The sequence below is a fragment of the Gilliamella sp. B3464 genome (assembly GCF_026536145.1).
GTDB lineage: Bacteria > Pseudomonadota > Gammaproteobacteria > Enterobacterales > Orbaceae > Gilliamella.
Genome location: NZ_JAFNOQ010000002.1, coordinates 126,329 through 152,756, shown reverse-complemented (window position 1 = coordinate 152,756; position 26,428 = coordinate 126,329). Strand labels below are relative to the sequence as shown.

The window sequence follows — 26,428 nt, the reverse complement described above, 5'->3', positions numbered from 1 at the left end:
TTATGCATTATTTTGGAACGATTGACACGATAATAATAATTAGTATTGTAGTTCTTTATATTTTAGCTACCTCATGGATGACTTATTTTTTAAGAAGTAAAAATAATAGTGACTTTATGGAAGGTTCTCGAGCTGTACCTGCAATTGTCGTTGGTATTTTATTGATGACTGAGTATATTGGTGCGAAGTCAACTATAGGTACGGCTCAGTCCGCGTTTGATAATGGTATTGCAGCATCATGGTCAGTTATAGGTGCAGCAATAGGTTTTCCTCTATTTGGTTTGATATTAGTTAAAAAAATTTATAACACAGGGGAAATTACAATTTCTGGTGCTATCGCTCAAAAATATGGTAATTCAACTAAGAATCTAATTTCGCTTATAATGATTTACGCATTAATACTGGTAAATGTCGGAAATTATATTAGTGGTGCAGCAGCTATTTCTACTGTACTTCAAATTTCTTTACCCGTTGCCGCCTTTATTACTGCTGTGGTGAGTACATTTTATTTCGCTTTTGGTGGCTTGAAAGGTGTTGCTTATGTAACAATTATTCATAGCGCAGTTAAGTATTTTGGTGTGTTATTTATTTTAGGAACAGCGCTTTATCTTACTGGTGGTTTTGGTCCTATGATTGAACAAATGCCGCCTCATTATTGGACTTGGGATGGTTCAATCGGCGCTAGTACGATTTTTGCCTGGTTAATCGGTACTATAGGCTCAATATTCTGTACGCAATTTGTTATTCAAGCTATATCATCAACTAAAGATGCAAGATCAGCTAAAAGAGCTTGTTGGTATGCTTTCTTTTTCTGCTTACCAATTGCGATAGCAATAGCTGTTATTGGTGTTTGTGCAAAATTCCTACATCCTGACATTAAAAGTTTATATGCACTACCTGTATTTATTCAAGATATGAACCCTTTCATGGCAGGCATTATTACTACATCATTAGTTGCTTCAATTTTTATCAGTGTTAGTACAGTGGCATTAGCAATAGCTTCTTTAATTGTTAAAGATTTCTATGTTCCTTACTGTAAACCAACAGCAGAAAAAGAATTTAAAGCAACAAAAATTATTTCGGTTATTGTTGGTTTTGCTCCATTATTACTTGTACTTGCTTTTCCTGAAGTTTTGAAATTATCATTCTTCACAAGAGCAATTCGTTTATCAATTACCATTGTAGCAATGATAGCCTTCTATCTACCATTTTTAAATAGTACACGAGCTGCAAATATGGCTTTAGTTGGTGCTGCAATTATAACGTCTCTTTGGTTCTACTGCGGTGACCCATTTGGTATTAATAACATGTATGTAGCATTAATTTCACCGGCATTAATTATGTTATTAGACAAAGTGCTAATCAGTCCTTTTGTAAAAACTAAAGTTAAAGCGGATAATTTATAAGGAGATAAAGGAATGACAAAAGTAACATTAGATTGTTCGGGCCGATTATGTAAAAATACTGATGATTCACAACGTGTTGATGCATATTTGCCGACCGAATGTGTGCAAAATCATGCAGCAAATTTGTTGCAATTGCCAAATGGTGATCTACTTTGCACATGGTTTGGTGGAACACAAGAAGGGATTCCTGACATTTCTGCATATTATTCTAGATTAAAAAAAGGGAGTGATACATGGACAAAAGCAGTTAAACTTTCGGACGATCCAACACGATCTGAACAAAACCCATTATTCTTTTTAGATCCCGATAATGTTTTATGGATTTTATATACTGCGCAAATTTCAGGAAACCAAGATACTGCGATTGTCCGTTATCGAAAATCACTAGATTATGGAGAAACCTGGGGGCCGATTGAAACATTATTGGAAGACCCCAATAAAGGTATTTTTATTCGCCAGCCTATTACAGTTATGCCAAACGGGGATTGGTTATTGCCAGTTTTTTACTGTATTGCAAAACCGGGTGAAAAGTGGGTTGGAAGTTATGACACTAGCGGTGTGATGATTTCTAAAGATAAAGGTAAAACATGGTCAAATATTGATGTCCCTGAAAGTCTAGGCTGTGTGCATATGAATATCTTAATGCTAAAAGATAACTCTTTGTATGCTATTTTTCGTAGTCGCTGGGCTGATCATATTTATGAAAGTAGATCAACAGATGGTGGTTATACGTGGACCAATCCTGTTGCTACCATATTACCTAATAATAATTCATCAATTCAAGCCACAGTATTAGATAATGGTCATATTGCCCTAGTATTTAATAACTCAAGTGCCAAAGATGCCAAAGAAAGGCGTGTATCTCTTTATGATGAAATAGAAGATGAAAGCAGTGCACATAAAGAAGAAGCAAAAATTCTTGATGGGCAAAAAAATGCTTTCTGGGGTGCTCCTCGAGCGCCTATGTCGTTAGCAATTTCCACTGATAATGGTAAAACATGGCCCTATATTCGAAATTTGGATGAAGGTGATGGTTACTGTATGTCAAATAATTCTAAAGACAATCTTAATCGAGAGTTTTCATATCCAAGTATCAAACAAGGCTTAGATGGTAAGTTACACATCGCCTATACCTATTTTAGAATGGCAATTAAATATGTTTTGGTTGAAGAAGATTGGGTTAAGTCCACTATTGATAATAAGTCCTAGCAAATTTAAAGGGCTTAAATTTTAAAAGGTAAACTGGCAAAGGGAGATTGAAAATGATTGCTGGTAATACAAAATTTCTACATTTAGCAACACTACCTAAGTCGTTATATAGTATTTTAGCTCGACCAGAAGCTAGCTTTGAATATCTAAAGACTTTACCTGATGGTAGATATCAACTAAAAGGAGAAGAGTGGTTTTATAATATCGGTGATTCTTATACTTCACCTGAGCAAGAGCGACATACAGAGTTTCATAAGCTATTTTTAGATATTCAAATGATCTTAGAAGGTGAAGAAATCATTCGTTACAGTTTGATTGATTCTAGTAATGAACCTTGCTATGAGAAAAAGCCTGATTTGTATATTTTGGAAAATCCTAAGATAAATAATGCTATTTATTTAACTGAAGGAGATTTTGTTACTTTTGCACCTGGTGAGGCCCATCAGGCTTTGTGTATGATTAATGTTCCCCAAAAAGTACGAAAAGTTGTATTTAAAGTTCCTGCAAATATTCTTTAAATTCTTTACAAAAACATCCTACAAAAAAGTCAAAACAAGTTCAGTTAATGAACTTGTTTTTTTGTGATAAACTTTTACCCATTTATCAATGTTTACAATTCTTATTTATATTCAATATAACTATTAGTTATAACCATGTAAAAATTTATTATTTAGTTACCTAAGTTATTTGCTGTTAGACTTTAGTTGTACTTAACTCTATCCTTATTTGGGGAAATCAAGATGAAATTTTTAACTAAAACGCTAACAGTAGTAGCATTAATTGGTAGTTTATTAGGAACGAACTCTGCTTTTGCGGATCGTTTGGATGATATTGAAAAACGCGGTGAAATTAAAATAGCCGTATTTGATAGCAATCCGCCGTTTGGCTTTATTGATGAAAAAACGAATAAAATTGCAGGGCTTGATGTTGATTATGCTAATGAAATTGCTAAAGCATTGAATGTAAAAGTTGATCTTGTTCCAACTAATCCGGCTAACCGTATTCCCTTACTAACCTCACAAAAAGCCGATCTGATTGTAGCAAACTTTACGGTTACTGATGAACGCGCTAAAACAGTCGATTTTAGTTTACCTTACTTTGCTACCGGGCAAAAATTTATTGCCAAAAAAGGGTTATTAAAATCGCCTGATGATTTAAAAAATTTACGCATTGGTGCTGATAAAGGTACGGTAATGGAAATTACTTTACGTGAAAAGTATCCAACAGCTAAGGTGATCTCCTATGACGATACGCCTTTTGCTTTTACTGCATTGCGTAATGGTGTGGTACAAGCTATAACTCAAGATGATGCTAAATTAATTGGGTTACTTGCTAATGTGCCTGACGAACAACGCGCCGCATTTGAAATTTCGCCATTTAGTATTACCCAAGAGTATCAAGCTGTTGGTATTCCAAAAGGGGAAACCCGTTTGAAAGAAAAGGTTGACCAAATACTATTAAAACTTGAAAATGATGGTGAAGCATTAACGATTTATAATCGTTGGTTTGGACCAGAAACCAAATCAGCTATGCCGCGCGGTGATTTTAAAATAGGTCAAGGTTTATAATTTATGTTTGAGCAGTTACTAGAACCACGTTACTTATGGTGGTTATGGGATGGTTTTTTAGTCACTATCGCTATTTCGGTTTTAACAATCATTTTATCTACTGTATTGGGTTTTTTGCTAGTTATTGCTCAACAAAGTCATATCAAATTTATCAAAGGCGTTGTAGTTAGCTATAACGCCATTTTTCGTTATTCGCCATTATTGCCTCAACTGTTTTTTTGGTACTTTGGCATTGGAAGTTTATTACCTGCTGAATTTAAAATGTGGTTATTTGATGAACCACAGATTAATTTATTTTTGTTCACTTTAAAAATGCCGTCATTTGAATTTATTATTGGTTTGATTGCTTTAACATTTTATTCTAGTGCGTTTATTGCTGAAGAATTTCGAGCAGGAATATCTGGGGTGAGTAAAGGGCAACAGCAGGCATCATCGGCACTCGGGTTGACTTGGTGGCAAAGTATGCGTTTTATTATTTTGCCGCAAAGTTTTCGTATCGCATTCCCACCATTAATTGGTCAATATATGAATATTATCAAAAATTCATCCCTGACCATGGCGATTGGCGTCTTAGAGTTGTCTTACGTTTCTCGACAAGTAGAAACTGAATCGCTTAAAACTTTTCAGGATTTTGCCATTGCAACGTTTTTATATATTTTAGCTATAGTGATTGTAGGTACGCTCGGCAATATTTATCAGGCAAAACGACTGCAATTTGGTAACAAGGTTTAGTTATGGAACTTAAAGGTTTAGCACTTATTTGGAATAACCTGGATTATTTAATGTGGGGAAACTTTCCTGGCGGCATTTTCTTGACACTATTAATGAGCATTGCCGCTATCTTTTTTTCTACACTTTTGGGGATTTTAGCTGGGGTAGGCTTAACGGTGACCAAAGGTATATGTCGCTATATATTAATTAGTTTATTGGGTTTTTTAAGAGCTATTCCTGTGATTATGCTAATTTTTTGGACTTACTTTTTATTACCTATATTGCTTGATATTGATGTGCCAGCTATAGCTACAGTGATATTCGCGTTATCCTTAATTGGCGCGGCTTATATTGGTCATTCAGTTTATGCGGGTATGATTGCGATTGCCAAAGAACAGTGGCAAGCAGCCTATTCGTTAGGTTTGACTAAAAGACAAGTTATTATTTTTATTATTTTGCCGCAAGCACTAAAAATGATGTTGCCATCTTTCGTTAATCAATGGGTTTCACTCATTAAAGATACCTCTTTAGCTTATATTGTTGGTGTGGCTGAATTTACTTTTGTTGCAACACAAATCAACAATCGTAGTATGGTTTATCCAACCGAGATATTTTTATTTGTCATTGTCGTTTATTTTATTATTTGCTGGTTGTTGGATTTTTCTTTATCTATGCTATCAAAAAGTCGATTATTTCGTATTCACTGATCATTATTGTTGAACCGCCAAACTAACCATAATTTCTGATTATGTTAAGTTTGGTAAAATCATTATCCCTTTATCAAATATAGCCTTATTCCACTTTACTTGGGCGTATCAAACCGAAATGGAATTTATATTTGAAATTTATTGCATTAAGGTTGTATTAAGATTTATTGATTAAATTAGTTCACATTATAAATAATATTGGTTTTTTTTATGTGGAACAATGTGAATACTCAACTTTTTTTACTCATTAATGCATCAGAACAAGCTTCAAAAACATTTGTCTATTTTGCTGTTTTTTGTGCAAATTATTTAGTATATTTGCCTGTCATTGTTTTAGGCATTTATTGGTTTTTACAGCCTTCTTGTCGACAATTAATTATTAAAATTGCCATTGGTTTAGCTTTGGCATTATTGGTCACGTTTATTCTTCGCCATCTCTTTTATTCACCGCGTCCTTTTGCACAAAATATAGGGACCAATTATTTATATCACGATAAAACAAGTTCATTTCCTAGCCAACATGCGGTTTTTGTTTGGACTATTTGTTTAGTCATTTGCTTAAATTACGGTGCTAAATTAAAAAAACTTCTAATGCTATTTACTGTTGTGGCTATTTTAGTCTGTTGGAGCCGAGTCTACTTAGGTGTCCATTGGCCATTAGACATAGTGGGGGGCTTTATAGTGAGTTTAATTTCAGCTTATGTAATACAAAAGTTATGGCCGATTATTTATAAATTACTATCAATGATTTTTATTCGCTGATCAGTATTTTAATTAAATAAACATCATTCATTTTTACATATTCATTAACGTTGATAGCTAAACACGAACTTCCTTTAGGGATAGGTATAAATGTAGTATAGGTTTTTTATGAAAAGAATAATTCAAATGCTTTTAACTCGTCCTATATCACTGCGTACGCTCATTGTGTCAGTTGCAGTATATCAAGCGACAATTTTGAATATCAGTTTTTACAAACAAGTTTTAATCAAATTATCTTTAGATTCTATTGAAAATATTGCCTTTTTTATATCCATGCCTGTTGTTGTTTTTTGTGTGATTTTTATCCTGCTCACTCTGCTATTAAATCAATGGTTAGTTAAAATAGTAGCAAGTAGTTTAGTCATAATCGGTTCAGCACTCTCTTATTTTATGCTCAGATTTGGCATTATGATTGATCGCAGTATGTTGCAAAATACGTTAGAGACGAGTTTTACTGAATCGGCATCGTTGATAACCTTTGAATTAATAAACTGTATTTTACTGTTAGGGATTTTACCCAGTATTGTCATTATATTTGTTAAAATTAAACCAAGAACGATAGGATTATATTTTTTATTTAAGCATGTCATGATTGTATTATTAGCACTGTTATTGGTTGGGCTTATTGCGCTTATTTTTTATAAAAATTATGCTACGTTTGTGCGTAATAATAGCAAAATAATCAAATATCTACTCCCATCCAATTATATTGGTGCACTATACGGACAATATCAATTTGAACAAAATAAAAATCGCCCTTTTTTAACAATCGGTGATGATGCTCATCGGCAAGTCGTTAATAGTGATAGTGAAGCTATTAAAACAGTTGTTGTGTTAATAGTTGGCGAAACAGCGCGTAGTGAAAATTTTGCACTAAATGGTTATGGTAAAAACACAACGCCTTTGTTAAGCAAACGTGATGATGTTATCTCGTTTCAAAATACAACGTCGTGTGGTACCTATACTGCTTTTTCTATCCCTTGTATGTTTTCGAATATGTCACGTAAAAATTACGATGAAGCTTTAGCTTTGCGTCAAGAAAATATACTCGATATTTTAAACAAACAAGGTATAAATGTAATTTGGTTGGATAATAATACTGGTTGTAAAGGTGTTTGTAACAGGATTGAAAATGAAAATATAACTAAAAAGTATCTAAATAGCGGTAGCAAACTTTGCCAAGATGGGGCGTGTTATGATGAAGTGCTTGTCAATGAGTTAGCCACAAAGCTGCAACATCTTGATAAAGATTCCTTAATTGTTTTACATCCTTTAGGTAGTCATGGTCCAAATTACTATCAACGTTATCCTGAACAATTTAGAACATTCACACCAACATGTGATACTAATCAGATAACTAATTGTGACTTAGGCAGTTTAGTGAATACTTACGATAATACGATTGTGTATACTGATTATATTATCAATCAAACAATTGAACTTTTACAACGTAAGCAAAATAAATATAACACGATGCTGATCTATTTATCCGATCATGGCGAATCGTTGGGTGAAAATGGTCTATATTTACACAGTTTTCCTTATTCAATTGCGCCAACACAACAAACTAAAATTCCATTTATTTTGTGGATTTCAAAGCATTTAGCAAACTTAAATCATATCAATACAGCATGTATACAAAATCATGCAAAACAGGACCTTTTATCGCATGATAATTTGTTTCATTTATTATTAGGCATTTTTGCTATTCAGACTAAAGAGTATAATCAATCACTCGATAGCTTAAATTCTTGTAAAAATGCTCGTGGATAGGTTTTAAAAATCATGAAAATATTAATTGTTGAAGACGATAATCTGTTACAAAAAGGGTTGTATGATGGTATCACCGCGAATGGTTATGTTTGTGAAGTGGCGGCAACAGGGGAACAAGCTGAACAACATTTACTATTTGGACAATTTAGTTTGATTATTTTAGATCTTGGCTTGCCCGATTGTGATGGACTTGAGCTTTTAACACGCTGGCGTAAAAATAAAATTAGTATCCCCGTATTGATTTTAACCGCTCGAGATACTATTGAAGATAGGGTTCAAGGATTAGATCTTGGTGCGGATGATTACTTAATTAAACCCTTTGCTTTGACTGAATTATTAGCACGCATTCGAGCGCTGATACGTCGGCATCAGGGAATTGCCGAAAACCTTATTAGTTATGGTCCTATCACCATTGATATAAAACAACAAAAGACCATTTTGTCTAATCAAGAAGTGATGCTAACCCCTAAGGAATTTATTGTGTTATCTCGATTAATGTTAAAAGCCGGTGAAAAAGTCCATCGAGATCTGTTGCAAAATGATTTGTATGATTGGCAAAGTGATCCGAGTTCAAATGTACTGGAAGTTTATATCCATGGGCTACGAAATAAACTGGGTAAAAATTTAATACGTACTGTAAGAGGTTACGGTTATCAGCTTAATACTCAAGACGATTAACCATGCACAATCAATTAAGAAAAAATGTTATGATCATAAATTCTATCAGTAAAATTCGTCACACAATTCGCTGGAATCTATTTTTTACTTTGGGCGCTATTATGCTGATTTGTCAAATCATCACCGTGTTTTGGTTATGGCATGAAAGTAAAGAACAAATTGATGTTTTAGTGAATTTAACTTTAAGCCAAAATAAAATTGACGAAGTTGTCGAACATGAGGAACTTGAAGCTATCTTTGCTTTGTTTTGTTCAGCTTTTTCGATGATGCTAGTTACGTTATTTTTAGCTTATAAGGCAATTAAATGGATAACAAAACCACTAGAAGTTCTTGAGCACGATCTTAACCAACGTACTGAGGAAAATCTTAAACCCATTGCCCCAATTAGTAATATGCGAGAGATCAAATCGATTACTACGGTATTAAATAATCTATTTTTAAGATTGAATAACACGTTATCACAAGAGCGGCTTTTTACCGCTGATGTTGCTCACGAAATGCGAACACCTTTAGCCGGTATTCGTCTCCATTTGGAATTATTAGAAACTAAACATCACATTGATTGCCATGAATTAATTGAGCGAATTGATCGTTTGGTCAATACAGTTGAACAATTATTGATGCTAGCTAGAGCCAGTCAAAAATTTACTATTGGTCAATATCAAAAAATTAATTTTTATCAAGATGTCATGATTCCATTAACCGATGAGTTAAGCGAATTAACTTCGCAAAAAAATCAGTTAGTTTTGTGGCAGGTTATTGACCATACTGTAACGTTTAATGGTGATGCGACGTTAATTCGTCTATTAGTACGTAATTTAGTTGAAAACGCTCATCGATATAGCCCCGAAAATACTAACATCACTGTTAGTTGCCTTAAGGACGACAAAGATATTGTTATTTCGGTTATCGATGAAGGGATGGGCATTGATGAGTCAAAAAGTGAAAAACTGACCCAAGCTTTTTTCCGTATGGATAGAAAACATAATGGAATAGGGCTTGGGCTAAGTATCGTTAATCGTATATCTAATTTACATCATGGCGTATTCACCCTTAACAATAGACAAGATAATATTAAAGGTGCAGTAGCAACATTGCGCCTTACTGATTCACCTCGTTAACTAATTGAGTGATTAACTGATTGTGTTTGTTTTCTCTGATTAATGAAGCTAAAAACCGTTGCCAAGTGCGTTCAATTTTGGCTCTAGCAAAATAAGAAACATAATTAGCGATAGGAATCAATGTCGAATTACCAATGTTATCAATAATAATTAAGCGATTTGCTTCTGTTGATAAATGTTGAAATAAAATATTTTTACTTTTGATTGTCATGGTAATAATTCGATCATTTAACAATGCTGTTTTTAATGCTTTTAGCGAAATGACTAATGCATCAAAATATTGTTTGGTTAGCTGTTCATCCAACAAATATTTTTCAAGTGGAGTCGCTATTTCACCGTTATAATCACGAATGAGTTCAAACACATGACCTTGGCCATAATTGGTGTTTACCGGACCGTAATATTGTGCTAACGCATCCCATGATATGTGGCGTTTAATAAGATGCTTATAATAGGCTATTTCGCGGTTGGTTTCTTCTTCTGCCCCGTCATTATAATTGACTTTGATGCACTTATTCGGATCATCTGGGTGATGATAGCATTTACGGTGTAACCCCTTGCTTATATAATCTTTATCGGTAAGTTGAATTAAATTTTCCATCTAATTTTTAATGCGTTATTAATAGTTCGCTTAGAGTTTATCAGCAAGTGTTTTCGCATGCCATGATTTTTTATTTAAAATGTAGCGCTTTTATTATATTTCTGTATAATATTGCAACCCACGTTACAACAGTGTTTTTCCCAACACTGTTTTCGGTTGTCAAAGTTAATGTAACAACTCGAAGGGGTTAGTTAGTTAATAGCAACAATCAAAAAGTGTAAATAAATCAAATGATTTATTAACGTGAGATTAATTAAAAATTGGATAATTACGAATGAGTACTTTTTCAGCTAAACCAGAAACAGTTAAACGCGACTGGTATGTTGTTGATGCAGCAGGTAAAACGCTAGGTCGTTTAGCTACTGAAATCGCAAGCCGTTTGCGTGGTAAACACAAAGCAGAATATACACCACATGTTGATACAGGTGATTATATTATCGTTATCAATGCAGAAAAAGTTGCTGTAACAGGCAAAAAACGCACTGATAAGATCTATTATCGTCATACTGGCTACATCGGTGGACTTAAAGAAGCGACTTTTAAAGAAATGATTGAACGTCATCCTGAACAAGTCATCGAAATTGCTGTCAAAGGCATGCTACCGAAAGGTCCTCTTGGTCGTGCAATGTACCGTAAACTAAAAGTTTATGCTGGTAATGAGCACAATCATGCGGCACAACAACCGCAAGTATTAGATATTTAAGGGGATAGAAGATGGCTGATAATCAATATTACGGTACAGGTCGCCGCAAAAGTTCTGCTGCTCGCGTGTTTATTAAACCAGGTAGTGGAAATATCGTTATTAATAAACGTTCATTAGAGCAATACTTTGGTCGTGATACTGCTCGTATGGTTGTGATGCAACCTTTAGAGTTAGTTGAAATGACTGACAAACTTGATCTTTACATCACTGTTAAAGGTGGGGGTATTTCAGGTCAAGCGGGTGCGATTCGTCACGGTATTACTCGTGCATTAATGGAATATGATGAAACTTTACGTTCTTCATTACGTCAAGCGGGCTTTGTTACTCGTGATGCGCGTCAAGTTGAACGTAAAAAAGTGGGTCTACGCAAAGCACGTCGTCGTCCACAATTCAGCAAACGTTAATTGTTTTTTGTACAAAGGTTACAAAATTGTTTGCAAAAACCCAGTTTCGACTGGGTTTTTTTATTTGGATTTTAATTAGATGCTAATTCATAGTCTGACGGGTAAATGTAATTTTGTTAATTGATAAAAAACATTAATTTTATTAATTTATTGTTTTTATTTTAGTTTATTACGTTAATTAAATTCAAGCCTTTGTTTTAAGATGTATATTTATTCTTAAACTTTTGTCAAATTGCTGTTGTTTAGAGAAAGATAACAAGAAAATTAATTTTTTTTAACAAATTTGTTATCCAATTTGCTAGAATAGTTAAATTCTAAACTTTTTTTAATTTTGCATATTTGGAGTGAACATGGTTGTTGCTGTTAATAAACGTTCTGTAATGACATTATTTTGTGATACAACAGATATTTACGGCCATCAAATTCGTTTTGTGCTGGCAGAAAAAGGGGTAACTGCTGAAATTGAGTTTGTAACGGCAGATAATTTACCTCAAGAACTTCTAGATCTTAATCCCTATGGTACAATTCCAACTTTGATTGATCGCGATCTAACATTATATGAACCTCATATTGCGTTAGAATATCTTGATGAACGCTTCCCTCATCCACCTTTAATGCCTGTTTATCCGATTGTTCGTGCAAATTCTCGTTTAACCATGTACCGCATTAAAAAAGAGTGGTATAGCGCTTATGAAACCATCATTGCCGATCCTAATAGCCAAGCTGCAAAAACTGCGCGTAAAAATTTGCTTGATGATTTGGTTTCCATTTCGGTTATGTTCAAAGAAAAACCGTATTTTATGAGTGATGATTTCACATTATGTGATTGTTATTTTGCCCCATTACTATGGCGTTTACCAATGATTGGTATTGAATTGCCAAAAGTAGCTGAGAAGAATTATCTAGCTTATATGGCACGTATTTTTGAACGTCCAGCTTTTGTTAACTCATTAACTGAAGAAGAAAAAAAGATAAGATCTTAAGTAAATTTTTATCTCGTTGATAAAACTGTTGAAATAGGTAGTTTTTATGGATCTTGAACAAATGACACCAAGGCGCCCTTATTTATTTAGGGCTTTTTATGATTGGATTATTGATAATGAACTAACGCCATATATTGTTGTTAATACTTCAATTTATGGTGTGATTGTTCCTCAAGAATTTGTCCAAAATAATCAGATAGTCTTAAATATTGCGCCACATTCAGTTGGTCAATATTTTGCGTCTAATGAACAAATTGAATTTAATGCTAGATTTTCTGGTGTTCCTCAACACATTGTTGTGCCAATGGCCGCTATTGAAGCTATTTATGCACGTGAAAATGGGGTAGGGATGGGATTTGAAGATGAACCTCAATATCATGCTCAGACCAAAAATAGTGACACACAACCTGAATCAACCAATAAAAAAACCACTAATCCATTTAGAGTTGTAAAATAATTAACCTTTCATAATTGTTCTTACTTGCTTAGTGACTGCGTTATAAACCCTACTAATGTCTTGCTTGCACCTCTGTAAGCAAGATCTCATGATGTACTTTATAAAAATTAATCTACAGGTGTAATAGTTATTTTTTAATAGCTAAACGCACAAAAAATATTGTTATTTTATTTTTTATAATTGATAATGATTATTATTATTAAATGAAAGTTGGTTAATTTTATGAAGTCCAGTAATAAAACTGCAAGTTCAAGACTTTGGGAGTTAGCATTTAATTATAAGGTTTTAATGACTTTCGCTTGTCTATTTTCAATTGTTAGTGTAGCCGTTTCTTTTATCCCGTTTATCGCCATATATTTTATTATTTATGAAATAGTAATGAGTATCAGTAGTGGTGCGGCGTTAAATAATGATTTAATTATCAATTATGGTTGGTTAGCTTTTATTTCAGCAGCGGTATCCATTTTATTAAACTTTTTGGGATTATGTTTTTCACATTATGCGGCTTTCAAAACTCTCTATCATTTAAAATATAATTTTGTAAGATACTTATCCCTATTACCATTAGGTTTTTTTTACACGCATTCGAGTGGAGAATTACGTAAGATTGTTGATGATGATATCGAAAAAATTGAACAATTTATCGCTCACCAACTACCCGACATGGTTGGTGCGTTTGCTTCCCCTGTTATGATTTTCATTATTTTAGCTGTCTTTGATTGGCGATTAGGTTTAGCGACGTTATTCCCTATAATGCTTGCCTATATTGTGTTAATCAGTGGTTATAAACGTCAAGATGTTAAACATCATCAACAAGAGTTTCAAAAAAGATTAATTGAAATGAGTAATGCATCTGTCGAATATATTCGTGGTATTACTGTTGTTAAAGCCTTCAATCAAACCTTTTTTTCATTTAAACGCTTTTATCAGTCAATTAAAGCTTACCAGTTATATTGCTTAAAATTTATCTATTGTTTCAAATATCATATGGCTTTTTTCTTATTGATATTAAATAATATTTACCTTTTTATTATTCCAATCATTATTTTATTATTAGGGCATACTGATAATTACGCTCATTTTATACTGTCTGCTATTTTTTATTTGATTTTTTCTTTAGGGTTACCAGCACCGTTCTTTAAATTACTTTATGTTACTAGGAATTTTCAAAATTCAGCAACTAGTGTGCAAACTATGGATGCGGTATTGAATATACCTTTGTTGCCTGAGCCTAAAATAGGTTTAAAAACAGATCATTATGATATATGTTTTAATGATGTGAATTTTTCTTACTCTAACAATCAAATTGATGACCAATCTGTCAATAATAATGCAATCAGTCATATAACATTCACTGCAAAACAAGGTCAAACTACAGCTTTAGTTGGTTTATCTGGCAGTGGTAAAAGTACCATTTCTTTACTGATACCACGATTTTTTGATCCTACCAGTGGGCATATCACTATTGGTGGTGTTGATTTAAAGCAGATGAACAGTGATTACTTGTTATCGTTAGTCAGTTTTGTTTTTCAGGATGTTTTTTTATTTAAACAACGCATTTTAGACAATATCAGAATCGGCAAACCTCATGCATCACTTGATGAAGTGATTGCTGCTGCGAAAGCGGCACAATGTCATGATTTTATTGAAAAGCTACCGGATGGCTATAATTCAGTTATTGGTACACAAGGCTTACATCTATCGGGGGGGGAAATGCAACGTTTGGCTATTGCAAGAGCATTATTAAAAAATTCGCCTATTTTGATCTTGGATGAAGCGACGGCATTTGCCGATCCTGAAAATGAATATAAGATTCAACTAGCATTAAAAGCGTTAATGAAAGATAAAACAGTCATTATGATTGCGCATCGGCTCTCTACCATTAAAGATGCTGACCAAATAATTGTTTTAGATAAAGGTCATATTGTTGAAAAAGGTGCGCACCAAACACTAATTGACAATCACGCAACCTATTACAAGATGTGGCAGTACTATCAAAAAACATTAGATTGGGATATGCCACAAAGTAATCAGGCAGTTGAAGCAAATGATAGGCAAATAAATCATGTTAATGAGGTGCGAGATGTTTAAACGTTTACTGATGCTATCAGATGTGGGAAATAAAAATCTAATTCAAGCTACGATTGCTTGCACTATTTCTAATCTGACATTAATGCTCCCTTTTATTATTTTATTGCAAGTTATGGTGTTACTGATAAACCCATTAATCAATAATGTGCCTATTAATAAAGATGATTTATGGATAATGGTTGCCTTTGGCGTTTTAGCCGCTTTGTTATTTTTATATTGTTATCAACGAGAATATAAAAAAACTTACGCGAGTGCTTTTGGACAAGCCGCTAATACTCGAATTGAAGTCGCCGAAAAAATTCGAAAACTGCCCCTAAGCTTTTTTAATCGTAAGGATTTATCTGAATTGACGACCAATATCATGGGTGACTGCTCAACGATTGAAAGTATGTTAAGTCACGTTATCCCCCAACTAATTGGTTATTCGTGTAGTAGCATAATTACCTGTAGTTTACTTGCTTTTTATGACTGGCGAATGGCTGGAGCCATATTGTGTACATTACCATTATCATTGTTGATTGTGATTATCGGTAAGTTGATTGAAAAAAAACTAAGCCATAAGCATATCGAATCAAAATTAGCTGTGTCGAATGAAGTACAAGAGTATCTTGATGGTATTAAAATTATTAAAGGTTTTGGACGCAGTGGAGAAAAATTTCAACAACTGGATAAAGCATTAAAGAATATGATGTGGGCATCGATTAAATTCGAAGGCATTGGCGGTATATTTGTCACGTTATCTATCATGATGTTACAAGTAGGGCTGGGGGTAGTGGTATTAGTGGGGGTAAAATTAATGGTTTCAGGTAGCTTAGCGCCCATTACTTTTTTAGCATTTGTGATCATTAGTTCTCGAATTTACAGTCCTTTAATTTCGGTATTAACGCTGTTACCTGAACTGTTTCATATGTTGGTTTCGATTGAGCGTATGAAGAGTCTTAATAAAGAATCAGTTATGGAAGGTCGTGATGATGTCGTTTTAAATGATTTCACAATTGATATTAATCATATTAATTTTTCCTATCATCAAAAAACCGTTATTCACGATTTAAGTTGCGTTATACCCTCAGGAAAAATGACAGCATTAGTCGGTCCATCTGGCAGTGGTAAAAGTACGTTATTACAATTAATTGCGCGTTTTTGGGATGTCGATAGTGGCACAATTAGCATTAGTGGATATGATATCAAAGACATCGATCCAGAAACCTTGATGCGTTATATGTCGTTTGTTTTTCAAAATGTTGTGTTATTTGATGATACCATTTTAAATAATATCCGTATTGGTCGCCATAATGCGACAGATGAAGAAGTGATGCAAGCTGCAAAAAAAGCGCGTTGTGATGAGTTAGTTGCACGCTTACCGAATGGTTGGAATACTTTAATTGGTGAAAATGGGAGTAAGCTTTCTGGTGGTGAAAGACAACGTATTTCAATAGCAAGAGCTTTATTAAAAAATGCGCCGATTGTGTTACTTGATGAAGCAACAGCTTCACTTGATCCCGAAAATGAAGTTTATATTCAGCAAGCTATTGCTGAACTGGTGAAAGATCGCACGGTAATTGTGATTGCGCATCGTTTAAAAACCGTCATTTCGGCAGATCAGATAATAGTATTAGATAAAGGTACTCTTGTCGAGCAAGGTAGTTATCAACAATTAATGAATAACAATCAACTGTTTGCTAAGCTTTATAAGCTACAAAAACAAACCTTTTCGTTGGCACCTTGAGTGCCTATATTTCTGAGTTAAATCGGTATATGATATGTGTAAATTATCATTATAGACTATAGATTAATGAACGAAATCGAATTGAAGTTTGAAATAACTAATCGCCAAATTGCTGACCTAACGTTGTTTTTAAACCAATGGGTTAATTGTGATGCTGCTGAGTATATAGATAGTGGGCAAACGCAGCCAAGAATTTCACAATTAATCTTATTAAACACTTATTATGATACTCCAGACTATTATTTGCGTAATAATGGCTGTGGATTAAGAGTCAGAGTAAGTGAACAAGGTTCAAATCAACATTGTGAAATGACTCTTAAGCGTGATTCTCAATCAATAGCGGGTTTGCATCAACGCGCTGAATACAATATTGATTTACCCAGCCCACACCTTGATATAACGGCTTTGCCTAAAGCTGCACTACCAAAAGATTGCGATATTAACCAATTACAAAATCATCTTAAACCTTTATTTAGCACCAATTTTAAACGCCAAGCTTGGTTAATTTTATTTGCTAATAGCGAAATAGAAGTAGCTTTAGACCAAGGTGAAATCGAGTCGAATGGAACAAAATTACCCATCCAAGAAGTTGAATTAGAGATAAAACAGGGTAATAAGCAAGATTTGATTAATTTTGCTATTGAATTAGCTCGGTTTGATTTGCACCTTTTTTCGCAAAGCAAAGCAGCAAGAGGTTATCGATTATTAAAAAATCAACCAATTAACCACAGTGAAATTAATTTAAGTTGTCAACAAAGCTTACCTGATATTTTAAAATTCTGGCAACAAAATGAAGAGTATGCCTTAGCTAATAACGATCTCAACTTTTATCAACACACATTACAACAAGTTCAACAAGCTTTATTAGAAAAGGGTGTTTTCATTGAACCTGAATTCAATCAATGGCAGCATGCGTTACAATCGATTAAATCAGTAAGCGATTTTGCTTATAGTGAGGTAAATACTAAATTGAAGTTAATGTTATTAGCTCAAAATAACCGGTAGTGTTTTAGCAATATGTTTTAAATCATTATGGAACATTAAATGCCCGTTAATTTTTTTAAATTACCTTTATTGACGATATTATTTTTTCTGCTAATTAACGTTATTTTGCTAACAGGTTATTCTTGTTTTTTTGACATTAGCCTGTTTTTTTCACCAACCATTGGGCAAAGATCGTTTTATTGGGTAGTGGGTAATGTGCTTTTAACGCATTTCTTAATTCAATTACCCAATTTATTATTTATTTTTATTATCTCAACGCTGCTTTTATCTCGACAAGCTATTTATCAAATCCATTGGCGTAATGTTAGTTTTATTTTCATTATTTCAATTGTCATCACATTGATAACGCTGGTTAGTCAATACTATCTAAATCAATATGTTGTTCCTCTCTTAAATCAAAGTTCATCATCGAAACCATCTATATTAACCTCATGGATTTTGGTTATCGTATTGATGATAATTGGCTATGTTGTGATAGCAATGATGTTTTATTTAGGCATGAAATTATTTAAAAAATACCTTATTTATACCCATTATTGCCTAACCAGGCAGCAAAATAAAAATTTACATTTATCATTGTATATCGTGCTATTTAATGGGTATTTTTTAACTTTGTTATTTAGTTTTTTTCACCTGCAGAACGTTTTTTATACGTCTTTGTTTGCTAACTTGGTTAGAACTGGCATATTGTTTACTTTTCTAATTGTAGTAAATACATTCGGTTATTTTGCTTTACGTAACGGTTTTACGGCTGTAAAAAACCATTTAGAAATAAAAAAACTGATCTTGAGTTCTTTATGGGCTTTTTTGATTCTTTGTTGTTTAACGTTAGCATTGATGTTTGGATTAATCCAATTGATGGGATTAATCGCAAATGAATATCTATCAGACACCATAGAAATAGGTTTGTGGTACCTATTTCTTTTGATCTTGTGCGTGTTAGGTTGTTTTGTCACTCGGGTATCGGTAAAACTGTTTTTTAAACAGCGTCAACTTATCAATCAACCAAATTTTATATGAGCTAATAATATGTCAGAATTAACTTCACTCCTTAATGATAAAAAACAGAAAATTATCTCACAATTGACTCAATGTGATCCTAATGATGTTCACGTTAATTTAGATATTTTGGTTCAAAGTGATTTTATCGTTGATGCTTTTTTTCGGTTTCCAGAATGGTTGACAGACATTGTTAACAATCCTCCTCAGACTGATGAAAGACGTAACTATCAACAATGGTTAAATCAAAAGTTAGCGTTGGTATCTGATGAATTGACGCTCATGAAAGCGTTAAGATTATTTAGGCGTTATATCTTAGTGAGGCTTGAATGGTCACAATTAACGCAAACCAGTAGCGATGAGCAAATTTTATTGCAACTTACTCACTTGGCAGAGGTGATTATCATCACCGCACGAGATTGGCTTTATGAACTGAGTTGTAAAGAGTGGGGTACGCCGTGTAATTTGCAAGGACAAGCGCAATCTTTACTTATCCTGGGCATGGGAAAATTAGGAGGGGGAGAACTTAATTTTTCATCTGATATTGACCTTATTTTTACTTATCCTGAACATGGACAAACACAAGGCGGTCGTCGCGAATTAGATAATGCTGTGTTTTTTACGCGTTTGGGACAACGTTTAATTAGAGCGTTAGATCAAGTTACCGAAGATGGTTTTGTCTACCGAGTTGATATGCGCTTACGTCCTTTAGGCGATGGTGGCCCGCTTGTTTTGAGTTTTTCGTCGATGGAAGACTATTATCAAGAACAAGGTCGTGATTGGGAACGTTATGCGATGGTGAAAGCAAAAGTGCTGGGTAATCAACAAGATCATTATACTGTTGAACTATATCAACTTCTCAAGCCATTTGTTTATCGTCGTTATATTGATTTTAGTGTATTACAATCATTGCGCAACATGAAAAGTATGATTGAACGCGAGGTTCGTCGTCGAGGTTTAAAAAATAATATCAAATTGGGTGCAGGTGGCATTCGTGAAATTGAATTTATTGTACAAGTTTTTCAACTTATTCGTGGTGGACGAGTTGTTGGATTACAGACTCGCTCACTGTTAACCGCACTACAAATCATTGAACATGAACAGTTATTGAATTATCAGGAAGTCTCAATTTTACGTGAAAACTACCTATTTTTACGTCGTTGTGAAAATGTATTGCAAGCAATCAATGATGAACAAACACAAACACTTCCTGACGATGAATTAAATAAAGCTCGGTTATCATTGTCTATGGGGTTTGGCACTTGGCAAGAATTTGAAACGGAATTATTTGTTCGAATGCAGGCGAATCGTCAAATATTTAATGAATTAATTGGTGAGGATGACAATGAATCCTCAACTAAAACTAAACCTTATAATGACCAATTTGATGAATTATGGGTGCCTGATTTGCAATTGAGTGATGTGCAAGCACTATTACCTGATTATTCAGATGAGAAAGCTAATCAGCTCTACCAATTACTTTTACAATTCCGTAATGATATTGGTAAACGTACTATCGGCGTACGTGGACGAGAAATACTCGATCAACTCATGCCACGTTTACTTGATGCTTGCTGTAATGATAGTCATAGCTTGATGGTATTATCACGTATTTTGCCATTATTGGTAAATATTGTAAGCCGTACCACCTATTTAGAACTGTTATTAGAATATCCAACAGCATTAAAACAATTAATTCGATTATGCAGTGCATCGCCTATGATTAGCGATCAGCTTGCACATTATCCAATTTTGCTTGATGAACTAATTGATATTAATTCATTGTATCAAACACTTGCGCCACAAGAGTATAAAAATCAGCTCTACCAATACCTATTACGTATTTTATCGGATGATGAAGAACAACAACTTGAAGCACTACGGCAGTTTAAACAGATGCAACTACTGCATATCGCGGCGGCTGATGTTGAACATGTATTATCGACCATGAAAGTCAGCGATCATTTAACCTATGTTGCAGAATCGCTCCTTGATTTTGTTGTTCAAATGGCCTGGAATCAGATGGTGGGTCGTTATGGTAAACCTGAACATTTAGTGGATAATCAAAAAGGGTTAGTTGTGATTGCTTATGGTAAATTAGGTGGATGGGAACTGGGTTATGGCTCAGATTTGGATTTAGTTTTTTTACATGATTGCCCCGTTCATAGCATGACCAATGGCGATAAGCAGATCGATAGTCGTCAATTTTACTTACGACTAGTACAACGAATAATTCACCTATTTAATGTACGAACCAGCTTTGGTATTCTTTATGAAGTTGATGTCCGCTTGCGACCACAAGGTGATGCTGGACTATTAGCGTGCAGTTTAGATTCATTTGAAGATTATCAGATGAATGAAGCATGGACATGGGAACACCAAGCTTTGGTTCGAGCAAGAGCTGTTTATGGCGAATCCGCACTCATTGATCGCTTTAATCAGATTCGTCATAGTATATTAAGCCAACCTCGAGATGAAAATCGATTAAAAACTGAAGTAAGAGAGATGCGCGAAAAGATGAGAAGCCATTTAGGCTCCACACAATCAGACTTATTTAATTTAAAAATTGATGAAGGTGGAATTGGCGATATTGAATTTTTGTCTCAGTTTTTGGTACTTAACTATGCTCATCAACAACCTAAAATGACGCAATGGAGTGATAATGTGCGTATTTTAGAGTTGGCTGCAAAATATCAAATTATGGATAATGAGCAAGCGCAGCAATTGACAAAAGCTTATATCGACATGCGTAACGAAATTCATCGTTTAGCCTTACAAGTTTTACCCGGTACGGTTGATAATTCTTGTTTTACACAGGAAAGAGCAATAGTAAAACAGAGCTGGAATAAATGGTTAAATTGAATGTTTAATATTGGTTAATAAGCGAGTTTGATATCAAAAAACAATGATGCTCGATATCTTATTAAAACTAACCTACTAGTTAGGCTTCATTTGCAAGTTTGATAAAGGTTCAACAAACTTATATTAAATAGAGTGATGATCTAAGGTTCAAATAAGATTTTAATATCAATACGTTACCATATAGTTAGTTAAGTTGAGTGGGTTATTACCGGTTATTTATGGAGTTTAATATCAATGGCAACGATTAAAGATATCGCTAAGATGGCGGGTGTATCACATGGTACGGTGTCAAATGTACTAAATGGTCGCGGTAATGTCAGTGTCAAAAAAATTAAACTTGTTGAGCAAGCCGCTCAAGCATTAGGATATCAACTAAACTTACAAGCAAAATTTTTAAAACAAGGAACGACCAAAACGATTTCGGTCTTGTTACCCAATATTACCGCTGAACAGTACGCCGATTTATATGATGGGCTTTTTAGTTATTTAAATCGATTAGGTTATGGATTAACCTTATATTTAACCTATGATTCAAAAGAGTTTGAATTACAACTCATTCAAGAAATTGCTGTAAAACGCGATTATGCGGTGATTGTGGTCAGCGCTTTAGACAGCGCACAAAGTTATTACCAAACGCTAAAAGTAGATAAAGAAAAAATTATTTTTGTTTACCGTAAACCAAAATCTGCGCTGAAATTCATATCATTAGATTTTGAAAAAGCTGGGCATGATATTGCCTGCGAAATGATAAAAAATAATTATCGGCATATTGGTTTATTTAGTAATTCTGATCAACATACTCATTCACAATCTTTTAAAAAAGGGTTAGAGCAAACCTTTAAGCAACAAAATTATCGTGTCGAGATAAATTGCATTACTTCAATGCCTTCAAATAGTACCTATAATTTATCATTCAATTTTTTTGCAAATGAGCAAGTAGAGTATGATGCTATCATTACCATGGATATGGAGCGCGCACATTTTGTTCGTAATGCTAATTATTTCGGAAGTTTACAATCTTGCCCACCCATTTATACATTAACAAATCATAGTTTTTTTTATGAAAACCATTTTTATCAATATCATATGAATTATGGGATATTAAGTCGGCAAATTGCCAACTTAATTGAGGACCAGCCAGTTACTTTACCTGAAAATAAAGGATTTACCTTACTTCCTGATTCATTGCCCCACGACAAGACTAACGATGGTGATACAGTTAATTTTTTAATCCTTCCCAGCCCGTCAACCCAAGCCGTAGTCAAATTATTACCTCACTTTAGCAAAATAAGTGGTATTAATGTTAATTTAATAGTTAAGCCATTTGATGAGATTTATCAAATACTTAATCATATAGAACATCATCAATATCTGGATATTATTCGGATTGATATGGCGGGTTTGCCTTGGTTTGCCCCTTCAATATTTAAACCGCTATCTGAACTGCAAATTGATTTATCCAATATTTTTACACGCTATACGCCTGAAATAATAGACCGTTTTAGTTATGTGAATAATATCGCTTATGCTTTGCCGTTCGATCCAAGTGTACAAATGCTGTTTTATCGTAAAGATCTTTTTAATGATCCGTTAATTAAACGCGCTTATTTTGAGCAGTTTCGTCAACAACTTGATGTACCGGCAAATTTTGCTGATTTTAATCAAATATCGGCTTTTTTTAATCGACAGCAAAATGGGGAGTCACAAGTAGAGTTTGGTAGTTGTTTTACCTCAGGTAATGATGAACTCATCGCTTCCGAATTTTTAGTCCGCTATTATGCACAAGGTGGAAAATTATTTAATCAACCCCAACCTCAGCTCGATACTGCTATAGCACTTACAACGTTAACTCAATTACACTCTTTTATTAAACTAGCCAAAAATATTAATGCCACTTGGTGGCAAGATTCAGTGAAATTATTTGAACAAGGCAAGTTAGCGATGCTAATTGTTTATATGAATTTGTTTAGTTGTATAAATCATCGTAACATTTTGCCGTTGGTGGGGTATGCTAAAGTGCCGGGTAATAAGCCTTTATTTGGTGGTGGTTCTTTAGGCGTATCAAAGTATAGTCAAAAAGATGCGGCTATAAAATCTTTTTTTGAGTGGCTATATTCGCCAGAAATTAGCGAACAGATTGCGTTGTTGGGTGGGGCAACGGCACAAAACTCTATTTTTCAAAATCAACGCATTATCAATAGCTATCCGTGGCTCACTGTGGCTAAGCAGCAGTACGCTAACGGTATACGTGAAAATAGTATAAAAGGTAAGGCTGTGAATTTAAGGTGTGTTGAAAACATCATAGGTAATTATTTATCAAAGTGGATGGCTAAACAATACGATTCAAAACAAGTTATTGATTTGATTAATGATGAGATAAAAAAACAATATTGCTAATGATAAACACACTAACAATATTGTTTGATTTGATAATTAAAATCAGATTATTTTGATTTTTCTTTCGGGGCCATTATTACATCTTTATCTTTGAACAATAACCAAAAACCAATCGCAACAATCGCTGCCACTACAGCAGGATAGATCCAAAATTCTTGCCATTGTGGCCCAGCATTTGGCAGCGTTTTTTCGGTAACTACGCGATTGTTGATAAATCCACAAACTGATGCGGCCATAAATACGCCAAAGCCGTTAGAAACAATAAAACGTAAGCCTTGCGCTTGTGCTTTGATTTCTGGTCCTGCTTTTTTATCTACATAAATATTACCAGCGGTAAAGAAGAAGTCCCAACAAACACCTTGTAAAAGTAATGTGCCAATAATATAAAAGAACATCGTACTACCATCAGCAGTCGCGGCTAACGATAACATTAAACTACGAATAACCCAGCATATTGCGCCAAATAAAATGATTTTTTTGAAACCAAAACGACCTAATAAGAAAGATAGAAGGAACATAAATAAGACTTCAGTGGCGATAGCTATTTGCATCATTGATGCAGGCTCTAATCCTAAAACAGGGAGATAAACCGGTAAATAAGCACTATAAGCTGTTTTAGTTATCATTAAGATAAAAGTGGACAACATAAAAATAGTAAAGTATTTATCTTTAAAAAGTGATAATGCATCTAAACACATCGCATCGCGCAAAGAGAATTTTTTATTTTTGCTGCTTGGTGGTGTATTAGGTAGTGTGAAGCAATAAATGCCATAAACAACAGATGCACCTGAAGCAAGTAAAAATAAATTGATAGAACTAGAAAAACCTGTGTAACCAAGAATCAACCCTACAATCATAAAGCCGATAGTACCAAATACACGAATAATTGGGAACCAACGTACACCATCTATATGTCTAAAGCTGTTGTTGGATAGAATAATAAACCAACGATGAAAATCATGATTAAAAAACCAGCAATATTGCCGTTTTCAACAAAGTTAGGAATCAAGAATAATACAACGGCATTGAGAATATGCAATATGCCCATCACTTTTTGTGATGCAATAAATCTATCCGCAATCATGCCAATAAATAACGGTGAAATGATGGTTGCGATACCTAATACAGAGTAAGTTGATCCAACAATCTCTTTTAATCCATAAGCAGCGAGGACTGCCCCAATAACCATATTCCATGCACCTTGCACAAAATATTGTAAAAACATCATTACCAGTAGACGTGGTATTTTAAACATAAAAAACTCCGTGTTAAATTGTTTTTATTAAGCCGTCATAAGTGACTTCTATATTATGAGGTTTGAATATTTCCACTAATTCATCGTGCATAAAGCCACTACTATGTGAATGATGCGACGTTATTAGTTGTGTTTTATTATGAAAAATATTTTCACTAATCATGCGTTGTTGTGCGGCGATCACAGTTTCAATGCTCATATGATTATTGGTGCGGTCGTCTTGTTTATAGCCATAGGTACATTCAAAGATCGCTAAATCAATTTTTTTGCCGCTGTTTTTGAGCCATTGCCAAGTGAGTTCAGGAAAATAGCCAGAATCATGACCATGAAGAATAGTTTTCCCCTCTTTTTCAATTAAGTAGATAAAACAAAATTCCCATTTTGCATGATTCGATAGTAAAGGCGTCACATGATAGCCAGCAGAGCTGGTAATAGTCTGATAAGGGACCAATAAATTAAACACAAAGCGTTCAGGGCTGTAACCTGGTAGCACATGTAAGCATCCATTTATTGCGATATCATTGCCGTAGATATAAAGCGGGTGATCAATGTTAAAGCCATAATCTACCATGCGGCTAAATAGATCACCGACATTAAAATGGTCTGGATGAGTATGCGTAAATAACAAATCTTTAATTTTAGTTACATCAATATTTTCTCGCATAACTTGGTAACTAAATTCGGGTGCAAAGTCAATTTGCATGATGTCATCAATGATAACGGAGCTTCGGCTCCTGATATTTTTACCTTTTTGTATGCGGGTTTTCTCGCAGATTTCACATTTACAAAAAGGATTTGGGATACCTTCCGAGGCCGCTGTACCCAAAAACTGTAGTTTCACATTGTTCTCCTATAATTCAATGATTCAAATTGTTGTCATTTTATTTGGTGATATAAAGCATTTAAAATTGGAACGTTCCAATTTTATTGAAATGACTTGAATTCCACAATAAAATTAATTAATTTTTTGTTAATTCGTGAGGAAGATCAAAATTTGTAAGGGATGATGA

At 34.0% G+C, this 26,428-nt stretch carries 22 protein-coding genes and 1 pseudogene; 20 read left to right on the top strand and 3 right to left on the bottom strand.

The annotated features are described in order from the left end of the window. Positions 1–2 precede the first annotated feature (2 nt). From J3U57_RS03055 to pmrB, 10 genes are all read left to right on the top strand, one after another. Positions 3–1,406 (top strand): sodium:solute symporter family protein, encoded by a 1,404-nt coding sequence (locus J3U57_RS03055; protein WP_267343837.1) that lies wholly within the window; start codon positions 3–5, stop codon positions 1,404–1,406. Positions 1,407–1,418: 12 nt separating this feature from the next. After that, positions 1,419–2,615, top strand: coding sequence for a sialidase family protein (locus tag J3U57_RS03050; RefSeq protein WP_267343838.1), 1,197 nt, complete (start codon positions 1,419–1,421; stop codon positions 2,613–2,615). Between the two features lie 53 nt (positions 2,616–2,668). Further along, positions 2,669–3,133: a YhcH/YjgK/YiaL family protein gene (locus tag J3U57_RS03045; RefSeq protein ID WP_267343839.1), complete on the top strand. Its 465-nt coding sequence runs from the start codon at positions 2,669–2,671 to the stop codon at positions 3,131–3,133. A 216-nt stretch (positions 3,134–3,349) separates the two neighbouring features. Beyond that, complete coding sequence (locus tag J3U57_RS03040; RefSeq protein ID WP_416379559.1) at positions 3,350–4,183, top strand: ABC transporter substrate-binding protein; 834 nt, start codon at positions 3,350–3,352, stop codon at positions 4,181–4,183. Between the two features lie 3 nt (positions 4,184–4,186). Then, positions 4,187–4,915, top strand: a complete 729-nt coding sequence (locus J3U57_RS03035) for an amino acid ABC transporter permease (protein ID WP_267333095.1) — start codon at positions 4,187–4,189, stop codon at positions 4,913–4,915. A 2-nt stretch (positions 4,916–4,917) separates the two neighbouring features. Further along, a complete protein-coding gene (locus J3U57_RS03030) occupies positions 4,918–5,601 on the top strand; it encodes an amino acid ABC transporter permease (RefSeq protein WP_267343840.1) in 684 nt (227 codons plus the stop codon). Positions 5,602–5,823: 222 nt separating this feature from the next. Next, positions 5,824–6,363, top strand: coding sequence for a phosphatase PAP2 family protein (locus tag J3U57_RS03025; protein WP_267343841.1), 540 nt, complete (start codon positions 5,824–5,826; stop codon positions 6,361–6,363). Positions 6,364–6,471: 108 nt separating this feature from the next. Continuing rightward, positions 6,472–8,136 (top strand): phosphoethanolamine transferase EptA, encoded by a 1,665-nt coding sequence (gene eptA / locus J3U57_RS03020; protein WP_267343842.1) that lies wholly within the window; start codon positions 6,472–6,474, stop codon positions 8,134–8,136. A 12-nt stretch (positions 8,137–8,148) separates the two neighbouring features. Next, entirely contained in the window at positions 8,149–8,814 is a 666-nt protein-coding gene (pmrA, locus tag J3U57_RS03015; RefSeq protein WP_267333091.1) for a two-component system response regulator PmrA, read from the top strand. 29 nt (positions 8,815–8,843) lie between these two features. Then, the gene (pmrB, locus tag J3U57_RS03010; protein WP_267343843.1) at positions 8,844–9,935 is read left to right on the top strand and encodes a two-component system sensor histidine kinase PmrB; all 1,092 of its coding nucleotides are present in this window, start codon (positions 8,844–8,846) and stop codon (positions 9,933–9,935) included. On the opposite strand, the gene J3U57_RS03005 is transcribed toward pmrB, so the two are convergent. Then, complete coding sequence (locus J3U57_RS03005; RefSeq protein ID WP_267343844.1) at positions 9,916–10,536, bottom strand: YrbL family protein; 621 nt, start codon at positions 10,534–10,536, stop codon at positions 9,916–9,918. The genes pmrB and J3U57_RS03005 overlap by 20 nt on opposite strands. A gap of 274 nt (positions 10,537–10,810) precedes the next feature. Between J3U57_RS03005 and rplM the strand changes: the two genes are divergently transcribed. The 10 genes from rplM (at position 10,811) to J3U57_RS02955 (ending at position 24,163) form a co-directional block, all read left to right on the top strand. Continuing rightward, positions 10,811–11,239 carry a 50S ribosomal protein L13 gene (gene rplM, locus J3U57_RS03000; protein WP_065566227.1) on the top strand — a complete coding sequence of 143 codons (429 nt, stop codon included), beginning with the start codon at positions 10,811–10,813 and terminating at the stop codon, positions 11,237–11,239. Between the two features lie 11 nt (positions 11,240–11,250). Then, the gene (gene rpsI / locus J3U57_RS02995) at positions 11,251–11,643 is read left to right on the top strand and encodes a 30S ribosomal protein S9 (protein ID WP_034901366.1); all 393 of its coding nucleotides are present in this window, start codon (positions 11,251–11,253) and stop codon (positions 11,641–11,643) included. A gap of 350 nt (positions 11,644–11,993) precedes the next feature. Further along, positions 11,994–12,626: a stringent starvation protein SspA gene (gene sspA / locus J3U57_RS02990; RefSeq protein WP_267333088.1), complete on the top strand. Its 633-nt coding sequence runs from the start codon at positions 11,994–11,996 to the stop codon at positions 12,624–12,626. Positions 12,627–12,672: 46 nt separating this feature from the next. Next, the gene (locus J3U57_RS02985) at positions 12,673–13,083 is read left to right on the top strand and encodes a ClpXP protease specificity-enhancing factor (RefSeq protein ID WP_267333087.1); all 411 of its coding nucleotides are present in this window, start codon (positions 12,673–12,675) and stop codon (positions 13,081–13,083) included. 222 nt (positions 13,084–13,305) lie between these two features. Beyond that, positions 13,306–15,174: an ABC transporter ATP-binding protein gene (locus J3U57_RS02980; protein WP_323849436.1), complete on the top strand. Its 1,869-nt coding sequence runs from the start codon at positions 13,306–13,308 to the stop codon at positions 15,172–15,174. Further along, positions 15,167–16,900, top strand: a complete 1,734-nt coding sequence (locus tag J3U57_RS02975) for an ABC transporter ATP-binding protein (RefSeq protein WP_267343845.1) — start codon at positions 15,167–15,169, stop codon at positions 16,898–16,900. Before J3U57_RS02980 ends, J3U57_RS02975 begins: the two co-directional genes overlap by 8 nt. A 66-nt stretch (positions 16,901–16,966) precedes the next feature. Beyond that, entirely contained in the window at positions 16,967–17,905 is a 939-nt protein-coding gene (locus tag J3U57_RS02970; RefSeq protein WP_267343846.1) for an inorganic triphosphatase, read from the top strand. A gap of 39 nt (positions 17,906–17,944) precedes the next feature. Then, a complete protein-coding gene (locus J3U57_RS02965) occupies positions 17,945–18,925 on the top strand; it encodes a hypothetical protein (protein WP_267343847.1) in 981 nt (326 codons plus the stop codon). 9 nt (positions 18,926–18,934) lie between these two features. After that, a complete protein-coding gene (gene glnE, locus J3U57_RS02960; protein WP_267343848.1) occupies positions 18,935–21,766 on the top strand; it encodes a bifunctional [glutamate--ammonia ligase]-adenylyl-L-tyrosine phosphorylase/[glutamate--ammonia-ligase] adenylyltransferase in 2,832 nt (943 codons plus the stop codon). A 234-nt stretch (positions 21,767–22,000) separates the two neighbouring features. Further along, positions 22,001–24,163, top strand: a complete 2,163-nt coding sequence (locus tag J3U57_RS02955; protein WP_267343849.1) for an extracellular solute-binding protein — start codon at positions 22,001–22,003, stop codon at positions 24,161–24,163. Between the two features lie 47 nt (positions 24,164–24,210). Here the strand turns inward: J3U57_RS02955 and J3U57_RS02950 are convergent. Together J3U57_RS02950 and J3U57_RS02940 are read right to left on the bottom strand one after the other, a co-directional pair. Continuing rightward, positions 24,211–25,418: pseudogene (locus J3U57_RS02950) on the bottom strand (MFS transporter). Positions 25,419–25,431: 13 nt separating this feature from the next. After that, complete coding sequence (locus J3U57_RS02940; RefSeq protein ID WP_267343851.1) at positions 25,432–26,259, bottom strand: MBL fold metallo-hydrolase; 828 nt, start codon at positions 26,257–26,259, stop codon at positions 25,432–25,434. Between the last annotated feature and the right edge of the window lie 169 nt (positions 26,260–26,428).

Bases quoted from the DNA above. Each gene is read 5' to 3' on its own strand.
- J3U57_RS03055 (WP_267343837.1), top strand. From the start codon at position 3: ATGCATTATTTTGGAACGATTGACACGATAATAATAATTAGTATTGTA.
- J3U57_RS03050 (WP_267343838.1), top strand. From the start codon at position 1,419: ATGACAAAAGTAACATTAGATTGTTCGGGCCGATTATGTAAAAATACT.
- J3U57_RS03045 (WP_267343839.1), top strand. From the start codon at position 2,669: ATGATTGCTGGTAATACAAAATTTCTACATTTAGCAACACTACCTAAG.
- J3U57_RS03035 (WP_267333095.1), top strand. From the start codon at position 4,187: ATGTTTGAGCAGTTACTAGAACCACGTTACTTATGGTGGTTATGGGAT.
- J3U57_RS03030 (WP_267343840.1), top strand. From the start codon at position 4,918: ATGGAACTTAAAGGTTTAGCACTTATTTGGAATAACCTGGATTATTTA.
- eptA (WP_267343842.1), top strand. From the start codon at position 6,472: ATGAAAAGAATAATTCAAATGCTTTTAACTCGTCCTATATCACTGCGT.
- pmrA (WP_267333091.1), top strand. From the start codon at position 8,149: ATGAAAATATTAATTGTTGAAGACGATAATCTGTTACAAAAAGGGTTG.
- pmrB (WP_267343843.1), top strand. From the start codon at position 8,844: ATGATCATAAATTCTATCAGTAAAATTCGTCACACAATTCGCTGGAAT.
- J3U57_RS03005 (WP_267343844.1), bottom strand. From the start codon at position 10,536: ATGGAAAATTTAATTCAACTTACCGATAAAGATTATATAAGCAAGGGG.
- rplM (WP_065566227.1), top strand. From the start codon at position 10,811: ATGAGTACTTTTTCAGCTAAACCAGAAACAGTTAAACGCGACTGGTAT.
- rpsI (WP_034901366.1), top strand. From the start codon at position 11,251: ATGGCTGATAATCAATATTACGGTACAGGTCGCCGCAAAAGTTCTGCT.
- sspA (WP_267333088.1), top strand. From the start codon at position 11,994: ATGGTTGTTGCTGTTAATAAACGTTCTGTAATGACATTATTTTGTGAT.
- J3U57_RS02985 (WP_267333087.1), top strand. From the start codon at position 12,673: ATGGATCTTGAACAAATGACACCAAGGCGCCCTTATTTATTTAGGGCT.
- J3U57_RS02980 (WP_323849436.1), top strand. From the start codon at position 13,306: ATGAAGTCCAGTAATAAAACTGCAAGTTCAAGACTTTGGGAGTTAGCA.
- J3U57_RS02975 (WP_267343845.1), top strand. From the start codon at position 15,167: ATGTTTAAACGTTTACTGATGCTATCAGATGTGGGAAATAAAAATCTA.
- J3U57_RS02970 (WP_267343846.1), top strand. From the start codon at position 16,967: ATGAACGAAATCGAATTGAAGTTTGAAATAACTAATCGCCAAATTGCT.
- J3U57_RS02965 (WP_267343847.1), top strand. From the start codon at position 17,945: ATGCCCGTTAATTTTTTTAAATTACCTTTATTGACGATATTATTTTTT.
- glnE (WP_267343848.1), top strand. From the start codon at position 18,935: ATGTCAGAATTAACTTCACTCCTTAATGATAAAAAACAGAAAATTATC.
- J3U57_RS02955 (WP_267343849.1), top strand. From the start codon at position 22,001: ATGGCAACGATTAAAGATATCGCTAAGATGGCGGGTGTATCACATGGT.